This is a genomic window from Bradyrhizobium sp. ORS 375, assembly GCF_000239775.1.
Lineage (GTDB): Bacteria > Pseudomonadota > Alphaproteobacteria > Rhizobiales > Xanthobacteraceae > Bradyrhizobium.
This window is the reverse complement of record NZ_CAFI01000428.1, coordinates 1-16,922: the sequence shown is the minus strand read 5'-3', so window position 1 is coordinate 16,922 and position 16,922 is coordinate 1. Positions and strand designations below refer to the sequence as shown.

Here is a 16,922-nt window from a genome sequence, read left to right as displayed (position 1 = left end):
GTTCCCGCTACGCCCGGGCCTCTCGACCCTGCCACGGGAACTCGGCTAGAACTCGGCTAGAAATTGGCGAATGACAGCAGATGGATGCACCGATGGACCGCAGCGAGACCGTGATCAACGTCATCAACCCGAACATGACTGCGTCGATGACGGAGCTGATCGCGAAGGCGGCGCAGGCCAGTGCGGGCCCGAACACGCGGATCGTCGGTCGGACCGCGCGGTTCGGCGCCGCCTCCATCGAGGGCCATTACGACGAGGCGATCGCGGCGGTCGGAATGCTGAAGGAAGTCGAGGCCGGCGATGCCGAGGGCTGCCACGCCCATGTGATCGCCTGCTTCGGTGATCCCGGTTTGCTCGCGGCGCGCGAATTGTCGGCCGTGCCGGTGCTCGGCATTGCCGAGGCGGCGATGCATGCGGCGAGCTTCGTCGCCACGCATTTCAGCATTGTCACCACGCTGTCGCGCACCAAGGTGATCGCCGAGCATCTCGTGCGCAACTACGGCATGGAGCATCATTGCAGGAAGGTGCGCGCGGTCGACGTCGCCGTGCTCGATCTCGACAAGCCCGAAGCCAACGTACGCGGCGCGCTGCTCGGCGAATGCCAGGCGGCGCTGCGCGAGGACGGCATCGGCGCCATCGTGCTCGGCTGCGCCGGCATGGCCGATCTCGCGCATGATCTCTCGGCCGAGCTCGGCATTCCCGTGATCGACGGCGTCGCCGCGGCGGTGCGCTTCGCCGAGGCGCTGGTCGGGCTGGGGCTGAAGACGTCGAAGCACGGCGATCTCGCCCTTCCATTGCCGAAGGCGCGGACGACGATTTGAGCTGCGGCAGCCCGGATGAGCGCAAGCGATATCCGGGGCTTCGAACCCCATCCTACCCACCCGGGGAGTTCCGAAACGACCATCGACGCTCCACATTGGTCCCAACCGATGGAGCCCTCGATGTCCAATCTTTCTGCCCTCTCAGCGCTGTCGTCAGCGCTTTCCACGACGGTTGCCGCCGCAGCGCCGTCGCTCGTTTCTGTCCATTCGCACCGATCGCGCGCCTCCGGCTTCGTCTGGAAACCCGGACTTGTCGTGACGGCCGATGAGGCGCTGGCCGACGAGGGCGATGTATCGCTCGTCTTCGCCGACGGCACGACGCGCCCGGCCGCGATTGCCGGGCGCGATCACACCACCGACATTGCCCTGCTCCGCTACGACGGCAAGGAGACGCAAGCTGCGCCGCTCGCCAGCGATATCCCGCCGCTCGGAGCGCTCACCGTCATCGCGGCGGCCGACCAAGGCACCGCCGTGGCGGCGCTGGCGCTGGTGTCGAAATCCGCCGGCCCCTGGCGCAGCTTGCGTGGCGGCGACATCGAGGCGCGGATCGAGCTCGATACGAGGCTGCGCCACAGCTCGGAAGGCGGCCTCGTGCTCGACGCGAATGGACGTGCGATCGGGATGGCCGTGCGGGGGCCGCGCCGCACCCTCGTCATTCCCACGGCGACTGTCACGCGCGTCTCTGGCAAGCTCGAAACGCACGGCCGCATCGCGCGCGGCTATCTCGGCGCTGGCCTACAGCCGGTGCGGCTCGACGAGGGCTTTGGTGCGATGGTGATGAGCGTCGACAAGACTGGTCCGGCGGCCGCCGCCGGCTTGCGCCAGGGCGATGTCATCACCGCACTCAACAAGGAGCCGTTCCGGGGCATGCGCGCGCTGATGCGCGAGCTTGGCCCGGACAGCGTCGGCGCCGTGGTCGAGCTGGCGGCGCTGCGCGCCGGCGAGCCGTTGCACTTGGCGCTCACGATCGGCGAGCGCCCCGCGTGAGCACCGACGGCAGCGCGCCGATCACGATCGCCATCGCGATCGACGATGCCGAGCTGGCGGACCGGCTGGCCACGCTGCTCGGCGGCGTCGCCGGCCTGCGGCTCGTCGCATCAGGCGAAAGCGCTGATGTCGCAGTCGTATCCGGCAGCGATGCGGCGAGCGATCGTGACGATCTGAAGGATCGTCCGAGCGACACGTTCCAGCTCACCGTCCGCGAGCGCGACGTGCTGGCGCTGATGGCCGAAGGCTGCTCCAACAAGGAGATCGCGCGCAGCCTCGGCATCTCCGTGCACACCGCGAAATTCCACGTCGGCTCGCTGCTCGACAAGCTCGACGCCACCGGCCGGACTGATGCCGTGGCGCACGCGGCGCGGCGCGGGATCATCGAGCTCTAGGCTCACCTCTCTCCCCTCGTCATTCCGGGGCGCCCGCAGGGCGAACCCGGAATCCATCAGTCGGCATCACGAGCGGCGAAATGGATTCCGGGCTCGCGACGTCGTCGCGCCCCGGAATGACGACAGGGTGTGGGGCGCGGCTCGCTGGATTAGCAGCAAGATAGGAGGCCGCTCACGCCTTCTTCTTCACGTCCTTGACGTTGGAGAACACGATGTCCTCGGCGCGCTCCTTGGTGTAGCCGAGATAGAACTCGTTCTTGGCCAGGAACACCGGATCGCCATCGACGTCGTCGGCGACGCCGGAATTGTTGGAGGCGATGAACGCCTCCAGCTTCTTCTTGTCGTCGCAGGAGATCCAGCGCGCCAGCGAGAACTCGGAGATCTCGAACTCGACGGGCAGCGAATATTCCGCGTCGAGGCGCGCCTTGAGGACGTCGAGCTGCAGCGGGCCGACGACACCGACCAGCGCCGGCGCACCGTCACGTGGGCGGAACACCTGCACGACGCCCTCCTCCGACATCTGCTGCAGGGCTTCCTTCAGCTTCTTCGCCTTCATCGCGTCGGTGAGGCGGACGCGGCGGACGATTTCCGGCGCGAAGCTCGGCACGCCGACGAAAGTCAAATCCTCGCCTTCGGTCAGCGTGTCGCCGATGCGCAAGCTACCATGGTTGGGAATGCCGACGACGTCACCGGCGAAGGCCTCGTCGGCCACCGAGCGGTCCTGGGCGAAGAAGAATTGCGGGCTCGACAGCGGCATGGTCTTGCCGGTGCGCACCAGCTTCGCCTTCATGCCGCGGTTGAGCTTGCCCGAGCAGAGACGCGCGAACGCGATGCGGTCGCGGTGGTTCGGGTCCATGTTCGCCTGGATCTTGAACACGAAGGCGCTCATGCGCGGCTCGGCGGCGTCGACTTTGCGCAGATTGGAGTCCTGCGCGCGCGGCGACGGCGCGTAGCGGCCGAGGCCCTCCAGGAGATCGCCGACGCCGAAATTGCGCAGCGCGCTGCCGAAATACACCGGGGTCAGATGGCCCTCGCGGAACGCGTCCAACTCGAACGGCTTGCAGGCTTGCTTGACCAGCTCGAGCTCGTCGGTGATCTGGCCCATGTCGAGATTGGCGTTGAGCTTGCCGAGCTCGGAGATCGCGATCTGCTGTGCCGCGCCGGTCTTGGCGCCGCCGCCCTCGAGCAGGCGAACGCCGCCGTCTCTGACGTCGTAGGTGCCGATGAAGTCGCGGCCGCGGCCGACTGGCCAGGTCATCGGCGTGGTGTCGAGCGCCAGCGTCTTCTCGATCTCGTCCAGCAGGTCGAACGTGTCGCGGCTCTCGCGGTCCATCTTGTTGATGAAGGTGATGATCGGAATGTCGCGCAGGCGGCAGACCTCGAACAGCTTTCGCGTCCGCGCCTCGATGCCCTTGGCAGCGTCGATCACCATGACGGCGGAGTCGACCGCGGTCAGCGTCCGGTAGGTGTCCTCGCTGAAGTCCTCGTGGCCGGGAGTGTCCAGCAGGTTGAACACCAGCCCCTCGAACTCGAAGGTCATCACCGAGGTGACGACCGAGATGCCGCGCTCACGCTCGATCTTCATCCAGTCCGAGCGGGTGTTGCGGCGCTCGCCCTTGGCCTTGACCTGGCCGGCCAGGTTGATGGCGCCGCCGAACAGCAGCAGTTTTTCCGTCAGCGTGGTCTTGCCGGCGTCCGGATGCGAGATGATGGCGAAGGTCCGCCGGCGCGCGACCTCGTCGGCGAGCGGCGAGCGGGACGGCTGGTCGGTGGTGACGGCGATATCGGACATGGGGCGGCGAGCGTCGTTTCAGGGCCAGAGAGCGGGCGATGTCGTGGGAAAAGCGCGGGCTCACGGCCGCCGCGCGCCCTCCATATAGGCGTTTTGCACCGCAACTCCAACCGGGGAGTTCACCGGCCTCGTCACCCCGCCCCCGGGGATCAGTGCCGCAGCACCGAGACCAGCCAGAAGCTCAGCGCCGAGACGATCGCGGAGGCCGGAATCGTGAAAATCCAGGCATAGACGATCGATCCAGCCACGTTCCAGCGCACCGCCGAGGCGCGGCGGGCGGCGCCGACGCCGACGATGGCGCCGGTGATGGTGTGGGTGGTCGAGACGGGCACGCCGAGGAACGTCGCCAGGAACAGCGTGATGGCGCCGCCGGTCTCGGCGCAGAAGCCCTGCATCGGGTTCAGCTTGGTGATGCGCAGGCCCATGGTGCGGACGATGCGCCAGCCACCCATCAGGGTGCCGAGCGCCATCGCCGTCTGGCACGACAGCACGACCCAGAACGGCACCGTGAAATGCTCGCCGAGATGGCCCTGCGAGTACAGCAGCACGGCGATGATGCCCATCGTCTTCTGCGCGTCATTGCCGCCATGGCCGAGCGAATACAGCGACGCCGAGGCGAACTGCAGGATACGGAAGGCGCGGTCGACCGCGAACGGCGTCGAGCGCACCGAGGCCCAGGACACGATGGCAACCAGGATCATCGCAAGGATCAGGCCGACCAGCGGCGACAGCACGATGGCGAGGATCGTCTTCGACAGCCCGCTCCACACCGCGGCCGAGATGCCGGCCTTGGCGACCCCTGCCCCGACCAGGCCGCCGATCAGTGCGTGCGAGCTCGACGAGGGAATGCCGGCCGCCCAGGTCACGAGGTTCCAGACGATGGCGCCGACGAGTGCGGCGAAGATCACCTGCGCATCGACGATGGCGGGATCGATGATGCCTGTGCCGATGGTCTGGGCGACATGCAGGCCGAACACGCCGAAGGCGACAAAATTGAAGAACGCCGCCCAGAACACCGCGTATTGCGGCCGGAGCACGCGGGTGGAGACGATCGTCGCGATCGAGTTCGCGGCGTCGTGCAGGCCGTTCAGGAAGTCGAAGGCGAGCGCGACGGCGATGAGGCCGACCAGGATGGGAAGGCCGAGTTGAGCGTCCACGGCGCGACCCTACCCTAGACCTGTTCGATCATGATCGAATTGATCTCGTTGGCGACGTCGTCGAAGCGGTCGGCGACCTTCTCCAGATGGTCGTAGATCTCGGCACCGACGATGAAGTCCATCGTGTTGGCGTTGCGGTGCTTGAGGAACAGCTCCTTGAGGCCGATGTCGTGGAGATCGTCGACGCGGCCCTCGAGCTTGGTCATCTCCTCGGTGATCGCGGTGATCATCGGCACGTTCTGGCCTATGGACTGCAGCAGCGGCAACGCCTTCCCGATCAGATTGGCACAGTCGACCAACAGCGTACCCATCTCGCGCATCGTCGGTTCGAACTCCTTGACCTCGAACAGCACCACGGCCTTGGCGGTCTGCTGCATCTGGTCGATGGCGTCGTCCATCGAGGTGATCAGGTTCTTGATGTCGCCGCGGTCGAACGGGGTGATGAAGGTGCGGCGGACGGCGGTCAGCACCTCCCGCGTGATGTTGTCGGCCTCGTTCTCGAACTGGCTGACGCGCTGGCAATGGGTCAGCACGTCGTCGCCGCCCTTGAGCATGTCCTGCAGCGCATGCGCGCCCTGGATCACCACCTTGTTGTGGCGGGCGAACAAATCGAAAAACCGCTCCTCCTTGGGGAGGACGGCGCGAAACCAGTTCAGCATGGGACGAGATCCATCCATTCCGAAACGGGCCAGGGCCGGCCCGTCACAGAACTGTCATATCCCGGATCACGCCGCAGCAGAAGCGGTGGCCGGATCATCCACTGCTTTCTGCCCGTTCGACAATCTTTAGTCAGATCAACGGCTTAGAGGGAGCGCTTGAACAGGTGGGCGATTTCCCCGACCACACCGCGGCGGAAGGTGAGCACGCAGGCGACGAAGATGACGCCCTGGATGACCGTCACCCACTGTCCGAACCCGGCCAGATATTGCTGCATGGCGATAATCACGAACGCCCCCACCACCGGCCCGAATACAGTTCCGAGGCCGCCGACCAGGGTCATCAGCACGATCTCGCCGGACATCGACCAGTGCACGTCGGTCAGCGAGGCGTTCTGGGCGACGAACACCTTCAGCGATCCCGCAAAGCCGGCGATCGTGCCGGACAGGATGAAGGCCAGCAGCTTGTACTGGTCGGTCTTGTAGCCGAGCGAAATCGCGCGCTGCTCGTTCTCGCGGATCGACTTCAGCACCTCGCCGAACGGCGAGTTGATGGTGCGGAAGATCAGCAGGAAGCCGGCGAGGAAGCCGACCAGCACGACGTAGTACAGCGTGACCGGCTTCGACAGGTCGATGAAGCCGAACAGCTTGCCCTGCGGAATGCCCTGGATGCCGTCCTCGCCATGGGTGAACGGCGTCTGCAGATAGACGAAGTACAACAGCTGCGACAACGCCAGGGTGATCATCGAGAAGTAGATGCCCTGCCGGCGGATCGAGATGTAGCCTGTGATGATCGACAGCACGAACGCGCCGGCGATCCCCGTGAGAATGCCGAGCTCCGGCGGGAAACCCCAGACCTTCAGCGCATGCGCGCTGCAATAGCCCGCGGTCCCTAAGAACATCGCGTGGCCGAACGACAACAGGCCGCCATAGCCGATCAGCAGGTTGAAGGCGCAGGCCAAGAGCGCGAAGCACAGTGCCTGCATCACGAAGAACGGGTACAGCCCGGTGAACGGCACGATGGCGAGCAGCGCCGCCATGATGACGAACACGATCATCTCATCACGCATCGCGCGCGGAGTGATCGGCAGGGTCTCGTCGGTGATCGATGTCATGTCAGGCCGCCCGTCCGGTCAGACCCGTCGGCTTCACCAGCAGCACCAGGACCATCAGAACGAAGACCACGGTGTTGGAAGCCTCGGGATAGAAATATTTGGTCAGTCCCTCGACCACGCCGAGCGCGAAGCCGGTGATGATCGAGCCCATGATCGAGCCCATGCCGCCGATCACGACGACCGCGAACACGACGATGATCAGGTCCGCGCCCATCAGCGGCCGCACCTGGTTGATCGGCGCCGACAGCACGCCGGCGAGCGCGGCCAGGCCGACGCCGAGGCCGTAGGTCAGCGTGATCATGCGCGGCACGTTGATGCCGAAGGCACGCACCAGGGTGGGGTTTTCAGTGGCGGCGCGCAGATAGGCGCCGAGCCGGGTGCGCTCGATCAGGAACCAGGTCGCCAGACACACGACGAGCGAGAACACCACGACCCAGCCGCGATAGATCGGCAGGAACATGAAGCCGAGATTCATGCCGCCGCGCAGCTGATCGGGGATCGCGTAAGGCAGGCCCGAGGAGCCGAAATAGTTCTGGAAGATGCCCTGCACGATCAGCGCGATGCCGAAGGTCAGCAGCAGGCCGTAGAGATGGTCGAGCCCGGTCAGCCACTGCAGCAGCGTCCGTTCCAGGATCATGCCGAAGATGCCGACGATGATCGGCGCCAGCAGCAGCGCCCACCAGTAATTGATGCCGCCGAGGTTCAGCAGGAAATAGGCGCAGAACGCGCCCATCATGTAGAGCGCGCCATGCGCGAAATTGATGATGTTGAGCATGCCGAAGATGACGGCAAGCCCGAGACTGAGCAGCGCGTAGAACGAGCCGTTGATCAGTCCGACCAGGAGCTGTGCGTAAAGAGCCTGCATCGTCTTGTTCTGTTTCTCTCGGCGTTTCCTGACGTAGACGGCAGCCCCGGCGGCAAACCGCCGGGGCCACAGCGGCTTATTTCTTCAACAGCGCGCACGCGCTCTTGTCGAGCGGCGTGAAGGCCTGGTCGCCCGGCACCGAGCCGACCAGCTTGTAGAGATCCCACGGGCCCTTGGATTCGGACGGCTTCTTGACCTCGAACAGATAGGCGGTGTGGATGGTGCGGCCGTTGGGCTGGATCTCGCCCTTGCCGAACAGCGCATCCTCGGTCGGGATCGACTTCATCTTGTCGACCACCTTGACGCCGTCATGCGGGTTCTCGCCGAGCGCCTCCAGCGCCTTGAAATAATGCAAGAGGCCCGCATAGACGCCGGCCTGCACCATGGTCGGCGGCGCGCCGTTCCTCATCCGCTTGGCGAAGCGGTCGGAGAAGGCGCGGGTCTGGTCGTTCATGTCCCAGTAGAAGGTCTCGGTGAAGTTGAGCCCCTGCGCGATGTCGAGCCCGATCGACTTGACGTCGGTCAGGAACAGCAGCAGCGCGGCGAGCTTCTGGCCACCTTTCGTGAGGCCGAACTCGGCGGCCTGCTTGATCGAGTTGGTGGTGTCGCCGCCGGCATTGGCGAGGCCGATCACCTTGGCGCCCGACGACTGCGCCTGCAGCAGGAAGGACGAGAAGTCCGAGGTGTTGAGCGGATGCTTGACGCCGCCGATCACCTTGCCGCCGTTGGCGGTGACCACCGCGGTGGTGTCGCGCTCGAGCGCAGCGCCGAAGGCATAGTCAGCCGTCAGGAAGAACCAGCTCGTGCCGCCCGCCTTGACCAGGGCCTGCCCGGTGGTGTGCGCCAGCATGTAGGTGTCATACGTCCAGTGCACCGTGTTGGGCGAGCACTGCGCATTGGTGAGGTCGGAGGTCGCCGCGCCCGAATTGATGTAGACGCCGTTCTTCTCCTTCACGACGTTGTTCACCGCCAGCGCCACGCCGGAGTTCGGCACGTCGACGATGATGTCGACCTTGTCGACGTCGAACCACTGCCGCGCGATCGAGGTGCCGATGTCAGGTTTGTTCTGGTGATCGCCGGAGATCACGTCGATCTTCCAGCCCTTGCCCGCGAGGCCGGAATCTTCGATCGCCATCTGCGTCGCGAGCGTCGAGCCGGGGCCGCCGAGATCGGAATAGAGACCCGACTGATCCGACAGCGCGCCGATCTTGACGACCTTGTCCCCGGCAGAAGCCATGCCGCCGGCGGCCAAGGTGAGCGCCGTTCCCAGCAGCAATGACGCGATGAACCTGCTTTTCATTTCCAACTTTCCAGAACTTTCCAAGTCAATGTTCCGGCGTCGGTCAGACGCCGAGATAAGTATGCAGCTTGTCCATGTTGGCGGACAGATCGGCATTGGCAAAACCGTCGATGACCTTGCCGTGCTCGACCACGTAGTAGCGATCGGCGACCGTCGAGGCGAAGCGGAAGTTCTGCTCGACGAGGAGGATCGTGAAGCCCTCCTTCTTCAGCCGCGCGATGGTGTGGCCGATCTGCTGGATGATGACCGGCGCAAGACCTTCGGTCGGCTCGTCCAGCATCAGGAAGCTCGCGCCGGTGCGCAGGATGCGCGCGATCGCCAGCATCTGCTGCTCGCCGCCGGAGAGCTTGGTGCCCTGGCTCTTCAGCCGCTCTTTCAGGTTCGGAAACAGCTCGAAGATCTGGTCCAGAGTCAGTCCGCCCGGCCGCACCACAGGCGGCAGCAGCAGGTTCTCGCGCACGTCGAGGCTCGCGAAGATGCCGCGCTCCTCGGGACACAGCGCGATGCCGAGCCGCGCGATCCTGTCCGAGGTCATGCGGATCAGCTGCTGGCCATTGAAGGCGACCGAGCCGGTGCGCTTGCCGATCATTCCCATGATCGACTTCAGGGTCGTGGTCTTGCCGGCGCCGTTGCGCCCGAGCAAGGTGACGACCTCGCCGGCATTCACCGTGAAGTTCATGCCGTGGAGAATGTGAGATTCGCCGTACCAGCTCTCGAGGTTCTTGACGTCGAGGATGGTGCTGGTCGTGGCCGCCTGCCCTGGTTTGCTTGCCGTCATCACCTCAGGCATGTCCGGCTCCCAGATAGGCTTCCTTGACGCGCTCATCCTTGGAGAGCTCGGAATACGGTCCCTCGGTCAGCACCTGCCCGCGTGTCAGCACGGTGATGGTGTCGGAGAGATTGGCGACGACGCTGAGATTATGCTCGACCATCAGGATCGTGTATTTGGCCGAGATGCGCTTGATCAAAGCGGCGATCTTGTCGATGTCCTCGTGGCCCATGCCGGCCATCGGCTCGTCCAGGAGCATCATCTCCGGATCGAGCGCCAGCGTGGTCGCGATCTCCAGCGCCCGCTTGCGGCCATACGGCATTTCGACTGCCGGAATATTGGCGAACTCGCTGAGGCCCACGTCGTTGAGCAGCTCCAGCGCGCGGCCGTTGAAGCGGTTGAGCACGCTCTTGGAGCGCCAGAAATCGAATGACGAGCCGTGCTGCCGCTGCAGCGCGACGCGGACGTTCTCGAGCGCGGTCAGATGCGGGAACACGGCCGAGATCTGGAACGAGCGGACCAGTCCAAGCCGCGCCACGTCAGCCGGCGCCGTCGCTGTAATATCCTGACCCTTATAGAGAATCTTGCCAGCTGACGGCCGCAGAAACTTGGTCAGAAGATTGAAGCACGTCGTCTTGCCGGCCCCGTTGGGGCCGATCAGCGCGTGAATGGTGCCCCGGCGGATCTTGAGCGAAACATCGCGAACGGCAAAAAACCCCGCGAATTCCTTCGTCAATCCGTGGGTCTCGAGAATGAACTCGTCAGCCAAACAGATTCCCCCCGAACCGGCGCACATCGCGCCCGGCCCTCGCTTCTTCGTAACGCGGCTCTGCGACAACTGGACCATGCCAGCCGCCGCCCACGACCGCTTCGCGCCGGAATATGCCGTCAATCGAGGGAGTTAGGCAAGGCGGAAAGCTGGGCAATGCGGCCGCGGCGCGGTCGATGAACCTCGCGTTGAGCCTGCTGTGGTCTTCCCGCGGACATAGAATACCGCGCCACCGCAATTTCGCTCACCCAAGCTCGGGTGGTGGATCTCGCAATCGCGAATGCGATCGCCGGCTCGTCTACTCCGCGCCCTTCACCTCTTTGGCGTAGATGTCCGGCTTGAAGCCGACCACGCGCTTGTGGCCGAGATCGAGCACCGGCCGCTTGATCATCGAGGGCTGCGCCAGCATCAGCGCGATCGCCTTGCTCTCGGTCAGTCCTTCCTTGTCAGCATCGGACAACTTCTTGAACGTCGTGCCGGCGCGGTTGAGCAGGACCTCCCAGCCGAGCTCCTCGCTCCAGCCCTTGAGCGTCGCCTTGTCGATTCCCGCAGTCTTGTAGTCGTGGAAGTCGTAAGCCACGCCGTGCTCGTCGAGCCAGGCGCGCGCCTTCTTCATCGTGTCGCAGTTCTTGATTCCGTAGATTGTGATGCTCATGCCACGCGTCCTCAACCGTTCGTGTGCGACTGCGGCGAATGTCTCATGTTGCGACAATCGGCCCCGCATTTTGCGGTGCGATTCACCTGCTTTTGATGCGCAGACGCCGTTCGTTCCGCCGTCGGAATTCATACGGACCTTTGCCATGAAAGTGTCGGCTGAGCATTACATTTTCTTCGCATCCCCGGCGTATCTGGCGCGCGAACAGGAGACCGCGAATGGGCATGATCATGATACGTTGTCCGCAGACCGGCCGCAGCATCGAGACAGGAATGGAGATGGAGGCCGCGCGCTTTCAGCGCATGCCCGTGTTCTTCTCGCGCGCGTATTGCCCGCACTGCCGCGCCTACCATGAATGGTTTGCCGCCCACGCCTGGGTCGAGGATGTCAGCGACCGCGAGCGAATTGCATTGGCCTGATTGAGAGACCTGAGGATCAGATCAGAGTTGCGGCGCGTGTCGTGAGCCTCACTCGTCCTTCGGATCGCTCTTCAGCGGCTTGTCGGAGTCGCCCGGCATCAGGCAAGGATACAGCTCGGTGAACTTGAAGTCGCCGCCGCCGGAGGGGCGATCGAAGCGCAGCACCACATCGAAGCGCTTGCCCGACCAATGGGTCGGCAGCTTGTCGGGGTTGCTGACGGGCAAGCGCGGCAGGATGTCTGAGATGATCGCCTTGTGCTCCCACGCGACGAGGACGGTGCCGGCAAGCGGGAGGACGGCCTCGACGAGCGCCGCTTCCTCTCCCTTTGCGAACGAGATATTCGGTTCGGACAGCCCGACGCGCGCGGCCAGTTCCAGCACCGTCTCGTAGGGCCGCCGGCTCGGATCGGAGCCGTCCTTGGTGCTGTCGGGATCGGCGGCGTAGACCGCCTGCGGCGCCGGATAATCGGTTCCACCAAGCCCGCTGCCGAACAGCGCGGTCCAGGCCCCTGCCCGCTCCCATCCGAATATCACCAGCGATTTCGAATCCGTCTTGCCCTTGTGCGTGAGGCCTGGACCGGTGGCATCACCGTCGGGCTTCTCGGCGTGGCGGATGATCAGCAGCGTCAGTGCATCCATTGCCGTCTCCTGCATGCTGTCGGGTCGCCCCTGTTCACGATCCGGGCGAGATCAATCCTAGCTCGGGTGAGCCGGCGTCGATATGAACTCGATCACACCCGGGATCGGCCGCTTCAGCCGCGAGCATGACTCTGCGCTGCTCCGCCCGCAGCCGGCATCAGCGGCTGTCCGATCCAGGCGCGGTTGAGCAGGCGCGTGATGTGCGGACATGGCTCGCCGCGGATGCGCGCCATCGCTTCCTGATAGGGACCGACGGTCCGCAATCCCTCCGGCAACACGGCGTAGGCGCGCGGCAGCCAGATGCGGGCGCGCGCGGCGCTGCGGCGCTCACGCGCGCCATATGGCAGGTCGAAAGCAAGGCGCAGCCGCTCCGGCAGCATCTCGGCGGTCAGCGCGGTGAACCAGCGCGGCGGTCCTATCCAGGTCGCGTCACCCGAGAAGATTCGCCGCGCGATGTCCCGCGCAGCTGCGCTGACGGTCAGCGTCTCCGACTCCATCCTCGCAGCCGCATAGGCCTTGAAGGAGGCCCAGTCCGACGGCAGCACATCATGAGGAATTCCGAACAGCCCGGCGAATCGCATCGCCTCGCGCCAATATTGCTCGCGTTCCGCATCGCTCAGCGGCGGGCATAGCAGGCCGTAGGACATCATCGCGGTTTCGACCAGCGTGGCATGGACCCAGCGCAGCGCCTCGACGTCATTGGCGCGGTAGCGCGAGCCGGCTGCGAAGGGGCCGGCGGTCTCCGTCATCACGCCGTCGACAGCGGCGTGCCGTCGATACAACCGCCGCGCCACTGCGACGGCCTGGTCGCGCGTGCCGAACACCATCGTGTAGACGATGCTGAAGGTGCGGTGGAAACGACCGAGCGGATCGGCGAACACCTTCGACTGCTCGGCGATGCCGGCCGACACCCAGGGATGGGCCAGCTGCAGCAGCAGTGCGCGGCCGGCGCCGAGAAACAGCGCCGCCTCGCGATGCACCCGCCACATCACGCTGTCGGGGCCGAGCACGCCATCGCCCGAGACGGCGGGCGCCGACAGCACCTCGTCGAGACAACGCTCGAAATCGGCCTCGCTGACGATCACGGCCGCTTCGGGATCTCCAGCCCACGCTGCACCGCCGGCCGCGCCAGGCCGCGCTCAAGCCACGCTGGAACGTGCTTCAACTCATCGAACGCGACGAGCTCGCGCGCCCCGTAGAAACCGATCAGGTTGCGCACCCAGCCGAGGCTGGCGATGTCGGCGATGGTGTAGTCGCCGTCCATGATCCACTGCCTGCCGTCGAGCCTCGCTTCGAGCACAGCCAGGAGCCGCTTGCTTTCGGCGACGTAGCGCTGCAGCGGCCGCTTGTCCTCATATTCGCGGCCGGCGAATTTGTGGAAGAAGCCGAGCTGGCCGAACATCGGCCCGAGGCCGCCCATCTGGAAGTGCAGCCACTGGATGGTCTGCCAGCGTCGCGCCGGGTCGGCGGGAAGAAACTTGCCGGTCTTCTCGGCGAGGTACTGCAGGATCGCGCCGGACTCGAACAGGCCGATCGGCTGGCCGCTGGGGCCGTCGGGATCGATCATTGCGGGGATCTTGCCGTTCGGATTGAGCGACAGAAACTCCGGCGTCTTCTGATCGTCCTTGCCGAAGTCGATCGCGTGCGGCTCGTAAGGCAACCCCGTCTCCTCCAGCATGATCGAGACCTTCACGCCATTCGGCGTCGGCAGCGAGTAGAGCTGAATGCGGCCGGGATGCTGCGCCGGCCAGCGCGTGGTGATCGGGAAGCTCGAGAGGTCGGACATGAGGCTGTTGCTCGCGCGTTGCGTTGAGGCCTCAATCTAAGCCCATGGGCTGCCGCCGCAAGCCATGAGCCGGGAACTCGTCCTGCGGATCCGTCTTAGGCTGCAGTCGACGTGCAGAGATCAAGCATGCCCAGTGCAACCTACCAGCTCATCACGCAGGCGATGCGCACACGCCGCCAGGTGCTGTGCATGTATCGCGGCTTCGCCCGCGCAGTCTGCCCCATCATCCTCGGCCACACCGCGGGCCGGGAGCGCGTGCTTGCGTTTCAGTTCGCGGGCGGCGCGAGCAGCGGCCTGCCAGCGGGCGGTCAATGGAAGTGCTTCGACGTTGGCGAGATGAGCGAGGTCGAGCTGCGCGAGGGCCGCTGGCATTCGGGACGCAGCCACGCTCAGCCGCAATATTGCGTCGCCGATGTCGACCTCGACATGAATCCGGACAGCCCGTACGATCCGAGGCGCGCTGCGACGCCGCGCAAGCCCAAGCGGTGAGGTCTATTGCGGCTCCCGCAGGCGCACACGCAACAGCGCCGGAAGCTTCGATGTCGCCTCATGCTGGGCGAGCTTGGCAGCGACGCGGCGCATCAGCGACGACGCCCCCTGCTTGGCCAGCAGCTTCATGCCGCGTGCACTGAAGTCGACCACCACCTCATGATGGCGCATGCCCTTGCCGCCCTTGACCAGGCCAAGGTCGCGCACCAGGCAATAATGCCCGTCGCTCATGCGTGCCAATCGGGTGTTCTCGAACATGCTCCGAAGCAATGCACCGAGTCGCGAATCCGTCAAGATTGACAGGAACGACTCATGAACTCAGCACGTCCTCGATACGGCGGCGCGGCGAAAATGGCAGCGAGGGTCCGTAGCCGAAGCGCAGCACGAGATCGGGGCGACGTGTGGTCCCGATCAAGCGCGCGAGTTCGGGGCGCAGGACGGCAACCTCCACGGGCTGGTTGATGAAGGCGAGCTTGAGCCCGAGGCGCGTCGCTTCAAGCGCGAAGCGTTGGCATGCTTGCCCCACCCTGATCCAGTGCTGAGGATCGGCCTGCTCGGCCGCGAACACGGCAATGCCCGCCGAGGACGCGATCTGCCGCGCATATCTGTCGTTCTCGGCTGATACATCGAACAGGCGATCGAATGCGAAGCCGCCCAGCGCCGTCGGCAATGAGGGGTTGCCGCTGGCTGCCGCCAGCAAGCCGTCGCCACTTGCCATCGCACTGCGCGGATTGAACCGGATCCAGCTCTTCAACTCCTGCATGAACGCCGCATCGCGCATCTGCGCGCTGTTGCCGGCAATGACGAGATCGCGGATCGCGGCGATGGTGGTGGGGGCCGTGATGATGGCGAGATCGACACCGGCCACCGCTGACGCAACCTGCAGGGCGGTGAGATCACCTGGCGCCGCCTGGCGTCCGTCATAGTCGCCACGCGTCGACTGCCTGCGGACGATGGCGGCAAGCAGCGGATCGACATCGTCGCGCCGACCGCCGGTGAACGTGTAGCGCACCGTCGCCCCGTCGATGATCACTTCGCCCGGGCGCCCGCTCGCGGCGGCCGCGATCGCGAGGTTGGTCGCCGCACAGCCGAGGCTGACGAACAGGTGATGGTCGTCGGGATCGACCACGGCGGTGCGTCGCGACAGATCGGGCGTGATCGTGATCGCATCGGCCGACGCGGCAAAGCGCCACGGCTGCGTGTTGTGGCCATTGGCGGCCAGCGTCGCGTAGCGGATCACGTCGGCGATGTCCGGCGACAACGGTGCGCGCAGACGCGCGCTGTAGTCGTCATATGCCGAGGTCGTGCCGGTGGCCTGCCGCCATGCGCCGGTGCCGAGCGCGACTGCGGCCAGCGCGCCACCCATTCCTAACAGGATCTGTCGTCGGTTCATGGCCACGCGTTCGCCATATTAGTCATGGCGACAAGGGTAAGCATGGCGCTCAGCTGTCGTCTTGTCTCAGATCAACATCGTCACGGTTCACCAAGAAAGATCGCAACCCGCCGTTGACAGCAACAACAAACGAGCGTATGTCCCGCGGCCTCGCGAGCAACTGCGCCCGCGACAAACATGAGCGAGATGATGTCCTTCGGTTACGAAAACATGATTTGCACCGCCAACGGCTTTGGGCCGTCGGATGGCGCACGCCATGCTCGGGGGAGCGGTCTTGCTTGAGGCAAGATCCAAAGTCCGGTTCACACGGACCCTCCCGAGCCAGCCGCTCCGGAGGGTTTTTTGTTGCCCTCACGCCCGCGGCCTGCACGGCGAACTACCAATTGTCCCGGCAACCAGCCGGAACGGGAGACCCGGATCCCGGGGCTCGCGCGGTGATGCGCGTGGCCCGAGCGCGCGGGGCCTGTCGGAGGGAACGAGGCGTTGCGCGCCGGACACCGATGACAGAGCGAGCTTCTCCGGAGCTCGCAACACGCGGCGCCCGTGAGCGCCGCAGACAAACGATTTGAATTCCCGGCCGCTCGCGGCCGGGATCCACGAGCCGTGGTGAAGACGACTGTTACTTCGCTTGCTAAGCCAGTGGCGCGGGTTCGAGTCCCGCCCGGCGCCTGCCGGTAGCTCAGGGGTCAGAGCACTGTCCGGTCCGCGCAAGTGGACCGGGTCTCAGTCCTCGCCTGTTCCCGGCTCGTGGTTCATCTCACATCCCGATCGCCTCTCGTGAGGCGATCGCCGTCGTCGGGCGGTGGTGAAGATGTCTGTTACTTCGTTGAAACCGAGCGCCCTCCTGGGCAGCAACGGCTGCCCTGAGGGCAGCAACAGCTACCCCGAGGGCAGCAACAGCATCACCCGTTCCCC

19 protein-coding genes are annotated in these 16,922 nt (G+C 65.3%); 5 read left to right on the top strand and 14 right to left on the bottom strand.

All coding sequences use genetic code 11. The features are described 5' to 3' along the window. The first annotated feature begins 92 nt into the window (after nucleotides 1-92). The 3 genes from BRAO375_RS28385 (at nucleotide 93) to BRAO375_RS28375 (ending at nucleotide 2,203) form a co-directional block, all read left to right on the top strand. A complete protein-coding gene (locus BRAO375_RS28385) occupies nucleotides 93-821 on the top strand; it encodes an aspartate/glutamate racemase family protein (RefSeq protein WP_009030874.1) in 729 nt (242 codons plus the stop codon). Between the two features lie 120 nt (nucleotides 822-941). Then, entirely contained in the window at nucleotides 942-1,808 is an 867-nt protein-coding gene (locus tag BRAO375_RS28380; protein ID WP_009030873.1) for a S1C family serine protease, read from the top strand. Then, a complete protein-coding gene (locus BRAO375_RS28375; protein ID WP_009030872.1) occupies nucleotides 1,805-2,203 on the top strand; it encodes a response regulator transcription factor in 399 nt (132 codons plus the stop codon). Before BRAO375_RS28380 ends, BRAO375_RS28375 begins: the two co-directional genes overlap by 4 nt. A gap of 172 nt (nucleotides 2,204-2,375) precedes the next feature. Here the strand turns inward: BRAO375_RS28375 and BRAO375_RS28370 are convergent, their stop codons facing one another. From BRAO375_RS28370 to BRAO375_RS28330, 9 genes are all read right to left on the bottom strand, one after another. Next, nucleotides 2,376-3,995 (bottom strand): peptide chain release factor 3, encoded by a 1,620-nt coding sequence (locus tag BRAO375_RS28370; RefSeq protein ID WP_009030871.1) that lies wholly within the window; start codon nucleotides 3,993-3,995, stop codon nucleotides 2,376-2,378. Nucleotides 3,996-4,144: 149 nt separating this feature from the next. Beyond that, complete coding sequence (locus BRAO375_RS28365) at nucleotides 4,145-5,152, bottom strand: inorganic phosphate transporter (RefSeq protein WP_009030870.1); 1,008 nt, start codon at nucleotides 5,150-5,152, stop codon at nucleotides 4,145-4,147. Nucleotides 5,153-5,166: 14 nt separating this feature from the next. Next, the gene (locus BRAO375_RS28360) at nucleotides 5,167-5,811 is read right to left on the bottom strand and encodes a DUF47 domain-containing protein (RefSeq protein ID WP_009030869.1); all 645 of its coding nucleotides are present in this window, start codon (nucleotides 5,809-5,811) and stop codon (nucleotides 5,167-5,169) included. Nucleotides 5,812-5,954: 143 nt separating this feature from the next. Further along, nucleotides 5,955-6,923, bottom strand: coding sequence for a branched-chain amino acid ABC transporter permease (locus BRAO375_RS28355; RefSeq protein ID WP_009030868.1), 969 nt, complete (start codon nucleotides 6,921-6,923; stop codon nucleotides 5,955-5,957). Between the two features lies 1 nt (nucleotide 6,924). Beyond that, the gene (locus BRAO375_RS28350; RefSeq protein WP_009030867.1) at nucleotides 6,925-7,788 is read right to left on the bottom strand and encodes a branched-chain amino acid ABC transporter permease; all 864 of its coding nucleotides are present in this window, start codon (nucleotides 7,786-7,788) and stop codon (nucleotides 6,925-6,927) included. A gap of 76 nt (nucleotides 7,789-7,864) precedes the next feature. Beyond that, nucleotides 7,865-9,088, bottom strand: coding sequence for an ABC transporter substrate-binding protein (locus tag BRAO375_RS28345; RefSeq protein ID WP_035642763.1), 1,224 nt, complete (start codon nucleotides 9,086-9,088; stop codon nucleotides 7,865-7,867). A 43-nt stretch (nucleotides 9,089-9,131) separates the two neighbouring features. Further along, nucleotides 9,132-9,878, bottom strand: coding sequence for an ABC transporter ATP-binding protein (locus BRAO375_RS28340; RefSeq protein WP_009030865.1), 747 nt, complete (start codon nucleotides 9,876-9,878; stop codon nucleotides 9,132-9,134). Continuing rightward, nucleotides 9,871-10,626, bottom strand: coding sequence for an ABC transporter ATP-binding protein (locus tag BRAO375_RS28335; RefSeq protein WP_035642762.1), 756 nt, complete (start codon nucleotides 10,624-10,626; stop codon nucleotides 9,871-9,873). The genes BRAO375_RS28340 and BRAO375_RS28335 overlap by 8 nt, the downstream gene beginning before the upstream one ends. A 298-nt stretch (nucleotides 10,627-10,924) precedes the next feature. Beyond that, nucleotides 10,925-11,281 (bottom strand): ArsC family reductase, encoded by a 357-nt coding sequence (locus BRAO375_RS28330; RefSeq protein ID WP_009030863.1) that lies wholly within the window; start codon nucleotides 11,279-11,281, stop codon nucleotides 10,925-10,927. 218 nt (nucleotides 11,282-11,499) lie between these two features. On the opposite strand from BRAO375_RS28330, the gene BRAO375_RS28325 reads away from it, so the two are divergent. Continuing rightward, nucleotides 11,500-11,700 carry a hypothetical protein gene (locus tag BRAO375_RS28325; RefSeq protein WP_009030862.1) on the top strand — a complete coding sequence of 67 codons (201 nt, stop codon included), beginning with the start codon at nucleotides 11,500-11,502 and terminating at the stop codon, nucleotides 11,698-11,700. A 48-nt stretch (nucleotides 11,701-11,748) separates the two neighbouring features. Here the strand turns inward: BRAO375_RS28325 and BRAO375_RS28320 are convergent, their stop codons facing one another. From BRAO375_RS28320 to BRAO375_RS28310, 3 genes are all read right to left on the bottom strand, one after another. After that, nucleotides 11,749-12,339 carry a hypothetical protein gene (locus tag BRAO375_RS28320; protein ID WP_009030861.1) on the bottom strand — a complete coding sequence of 197 codons (591 nt, stop codon included), beginning with the start codon at nucleotides 12,337-12,339 and terminating at the stop codon, nucleotides 11,749-11,751. Between the two features lie 113 nt (nucleotides 12,340-12,452). Next, nucleotides 12,453-13,424: an oxygenase MpaB family protein gene (locus BRAO375_RS28315; RefSeq protein WP_009030860.1), complete on the bottom strand. Its 972-nt coding sequence runs from the start codon at nucleotides 13,422-13,424 to the stop codon at nucleotides 12,453-12,455. Continuing rightward, nucleotides 13,421-14,125, bottom strand: coding sequence for a glutathione S-transferase N-terminal domain-containing protein (locus BRAO375_RS28310; RefSeq protein ID WP_009030859.1), 705 nt, complete (start codon nucleotides 14,123-14,125; stop codon nucleotides 13,421-13,423). Before BRAO375_RS28310 ends, BRAO375_RS28315 begins: the two co-directional genes overlap by 4 nt. A gap of 126 nt (nucleotides 14,126-14,251) precedes the next feature. Here BRAO375_RS28310 and BRAO375_RS28305 point away from each other — a divergent pair, with 126 nt between their 5' ends. Further along, a complete protein-coding gene (locus BRAO375_RS28305) occupies nucleotides 14,252-14,614 on the top strand; it encodes a hypothetical protein (protein ID WP_009030858.1) in 363 nt (120 codons plus the stop codon). Between the two features lie 3 nt (nucleotides 14,615-14,617). Here BRAO375_RS28305 and BRAO375_RS28300 read toward each other — a convergent pair whose 3' ends face one another. Beyond that, complete coding sequence (locus BRAO375_RS28300) at nucleotides 14,618-14,845, bottom strand: hypothetical protein (protein ID WP_008963582.1); 228 nt, start codon at nucleotides 14,843-14,845, stop codon at nucleotides 14,618-14,620. Nucleotides 14,846-14,924: 79 nt separating this feature from the next. Beyond that, nucleotides 14,925-16,007, bottom strand: coding sequence for an Acg family FMN-binding oxidoreductase (locus BRAO375_RS28295; protein ID WP_009030857.1), 1,083 nt, complete (start codon nucleotides 16,005-16,007; stop codon nucleotides 14,925-14,927). Between the last annotated feature and the right edge of the window lie 915 nt (nucleotides 16,008-16,922).

Excerpts from the sequence above, each read along its gene's own strand:
- BRAO375_RS28385 (WP_009030874.1), top strand. The coding sequence starts at position 93 with ATGGACCGCAGCGAGACCGTGATCAACGTCATCAACCCGAACATGACT.
- BRAO375_RS28380 (WP_009030873.1), top strand. The coding sequence starts at position 942 with ATGTCCAATCTTTCTGCCCTCTCAGCGCTGTCGTCAGCGCTTTCCACG.
- BRAO375_RS28370 (WP_009030871.1), bottom strand. The coding sequence starts at position 3,995 with ATGTCCGATATCGCCGTCACCACCGACCAGCCGTCCCGCTCGCCGCTC.
- BRAO375_RS28360 (WP_009030869.1), bottom strand. The coding sequence starts at position 5,811 with ATGCTGAACTGGTTTCGCGCCGTCCTCCCCAAGGAGGAGCGGTTTTTC.
- BRAO375_RS28355 (WP_009030868.1), bottom strand. The coding sequence starts at position 6,923 with ATGACATCGATCACCGACGAGACCCTGCCGATCACTCCGCGCGCGATG.
- BRAO375_RS28350 (WP_009030867.1), bottom strand. The coding sequence starts at position 7,788 with ATGCAGGCTCTTTACGCACAGCTCCTGGTCGGACTGATCAACGGCTCG.
- BRAO375_RS28345 (WP_035642763.1), bottom strand. The coding sequence starts at position 9,088 with ATGAAAAGCAGGTTCATCGCGTCATTGCTGCTGGGAACGGCGCTCACC.
- BRAO375_RS28340 (WP_009030865.1), bottom strand. The coding sequence starts at position 9,878 with ATGCCTGAGGTGATGACGGCAAGCAAACCAGGGCAGGCGGCCACGACC.
- BRAO375_RS28330 (WP_009030863.1), bottom strand. The coding sequence starts at position 11,281 with ATGAGCATCACAATCTACGGAATCAAGAACTGCGACACGATGAAGAAG.
- BRAO375_RS28325 (WP_009030862.1), top strand. The coding sequence starts at position 11,500 with ATGGGCATGATCATGATACGTTGTCCGCAGACCGGCCGCAGCATCGAG.
- BRAO375_RS28320 (WP_009030861.1), bottom strand. The coding sequence starts at position 12,339 with ATGGATGCACTGACGCTGCTGATCATCCGCCACGCCGAGAAGCCCGAC.
- BRAO375_RS28310 (WP_009030859.1), bottom strand. The coding sequence starts at position 14,125 with ATGTCCGACCTCTCGAGCTTCCCGATCACCACGCGCTGGCCGGCGCAG.
- BRAO375_RS28305 (WP_009030858.1), top strand. The coding sequence starts at position 14,252 with ATGCCCAGTGCAACCTACCAGCTCATCACGCAGGCGATGCGCACACGC.
- BRAO375_RS28300 (WP_008963582.1), bottom strand. The coding sequence starts at position 14,845 with ATGAGCGACGGGCATTATTGCCTGGTGCGCGACCTTGGCCTGGTCAAG.
- BRAO375_RS28295 (WP_009030857.1), bottom strand. The coding sequence starts at position 16,007 with ATGAACCGACGACAGATCCTGTTAGGAATGGGTGGCGCGCTGGCCGCA.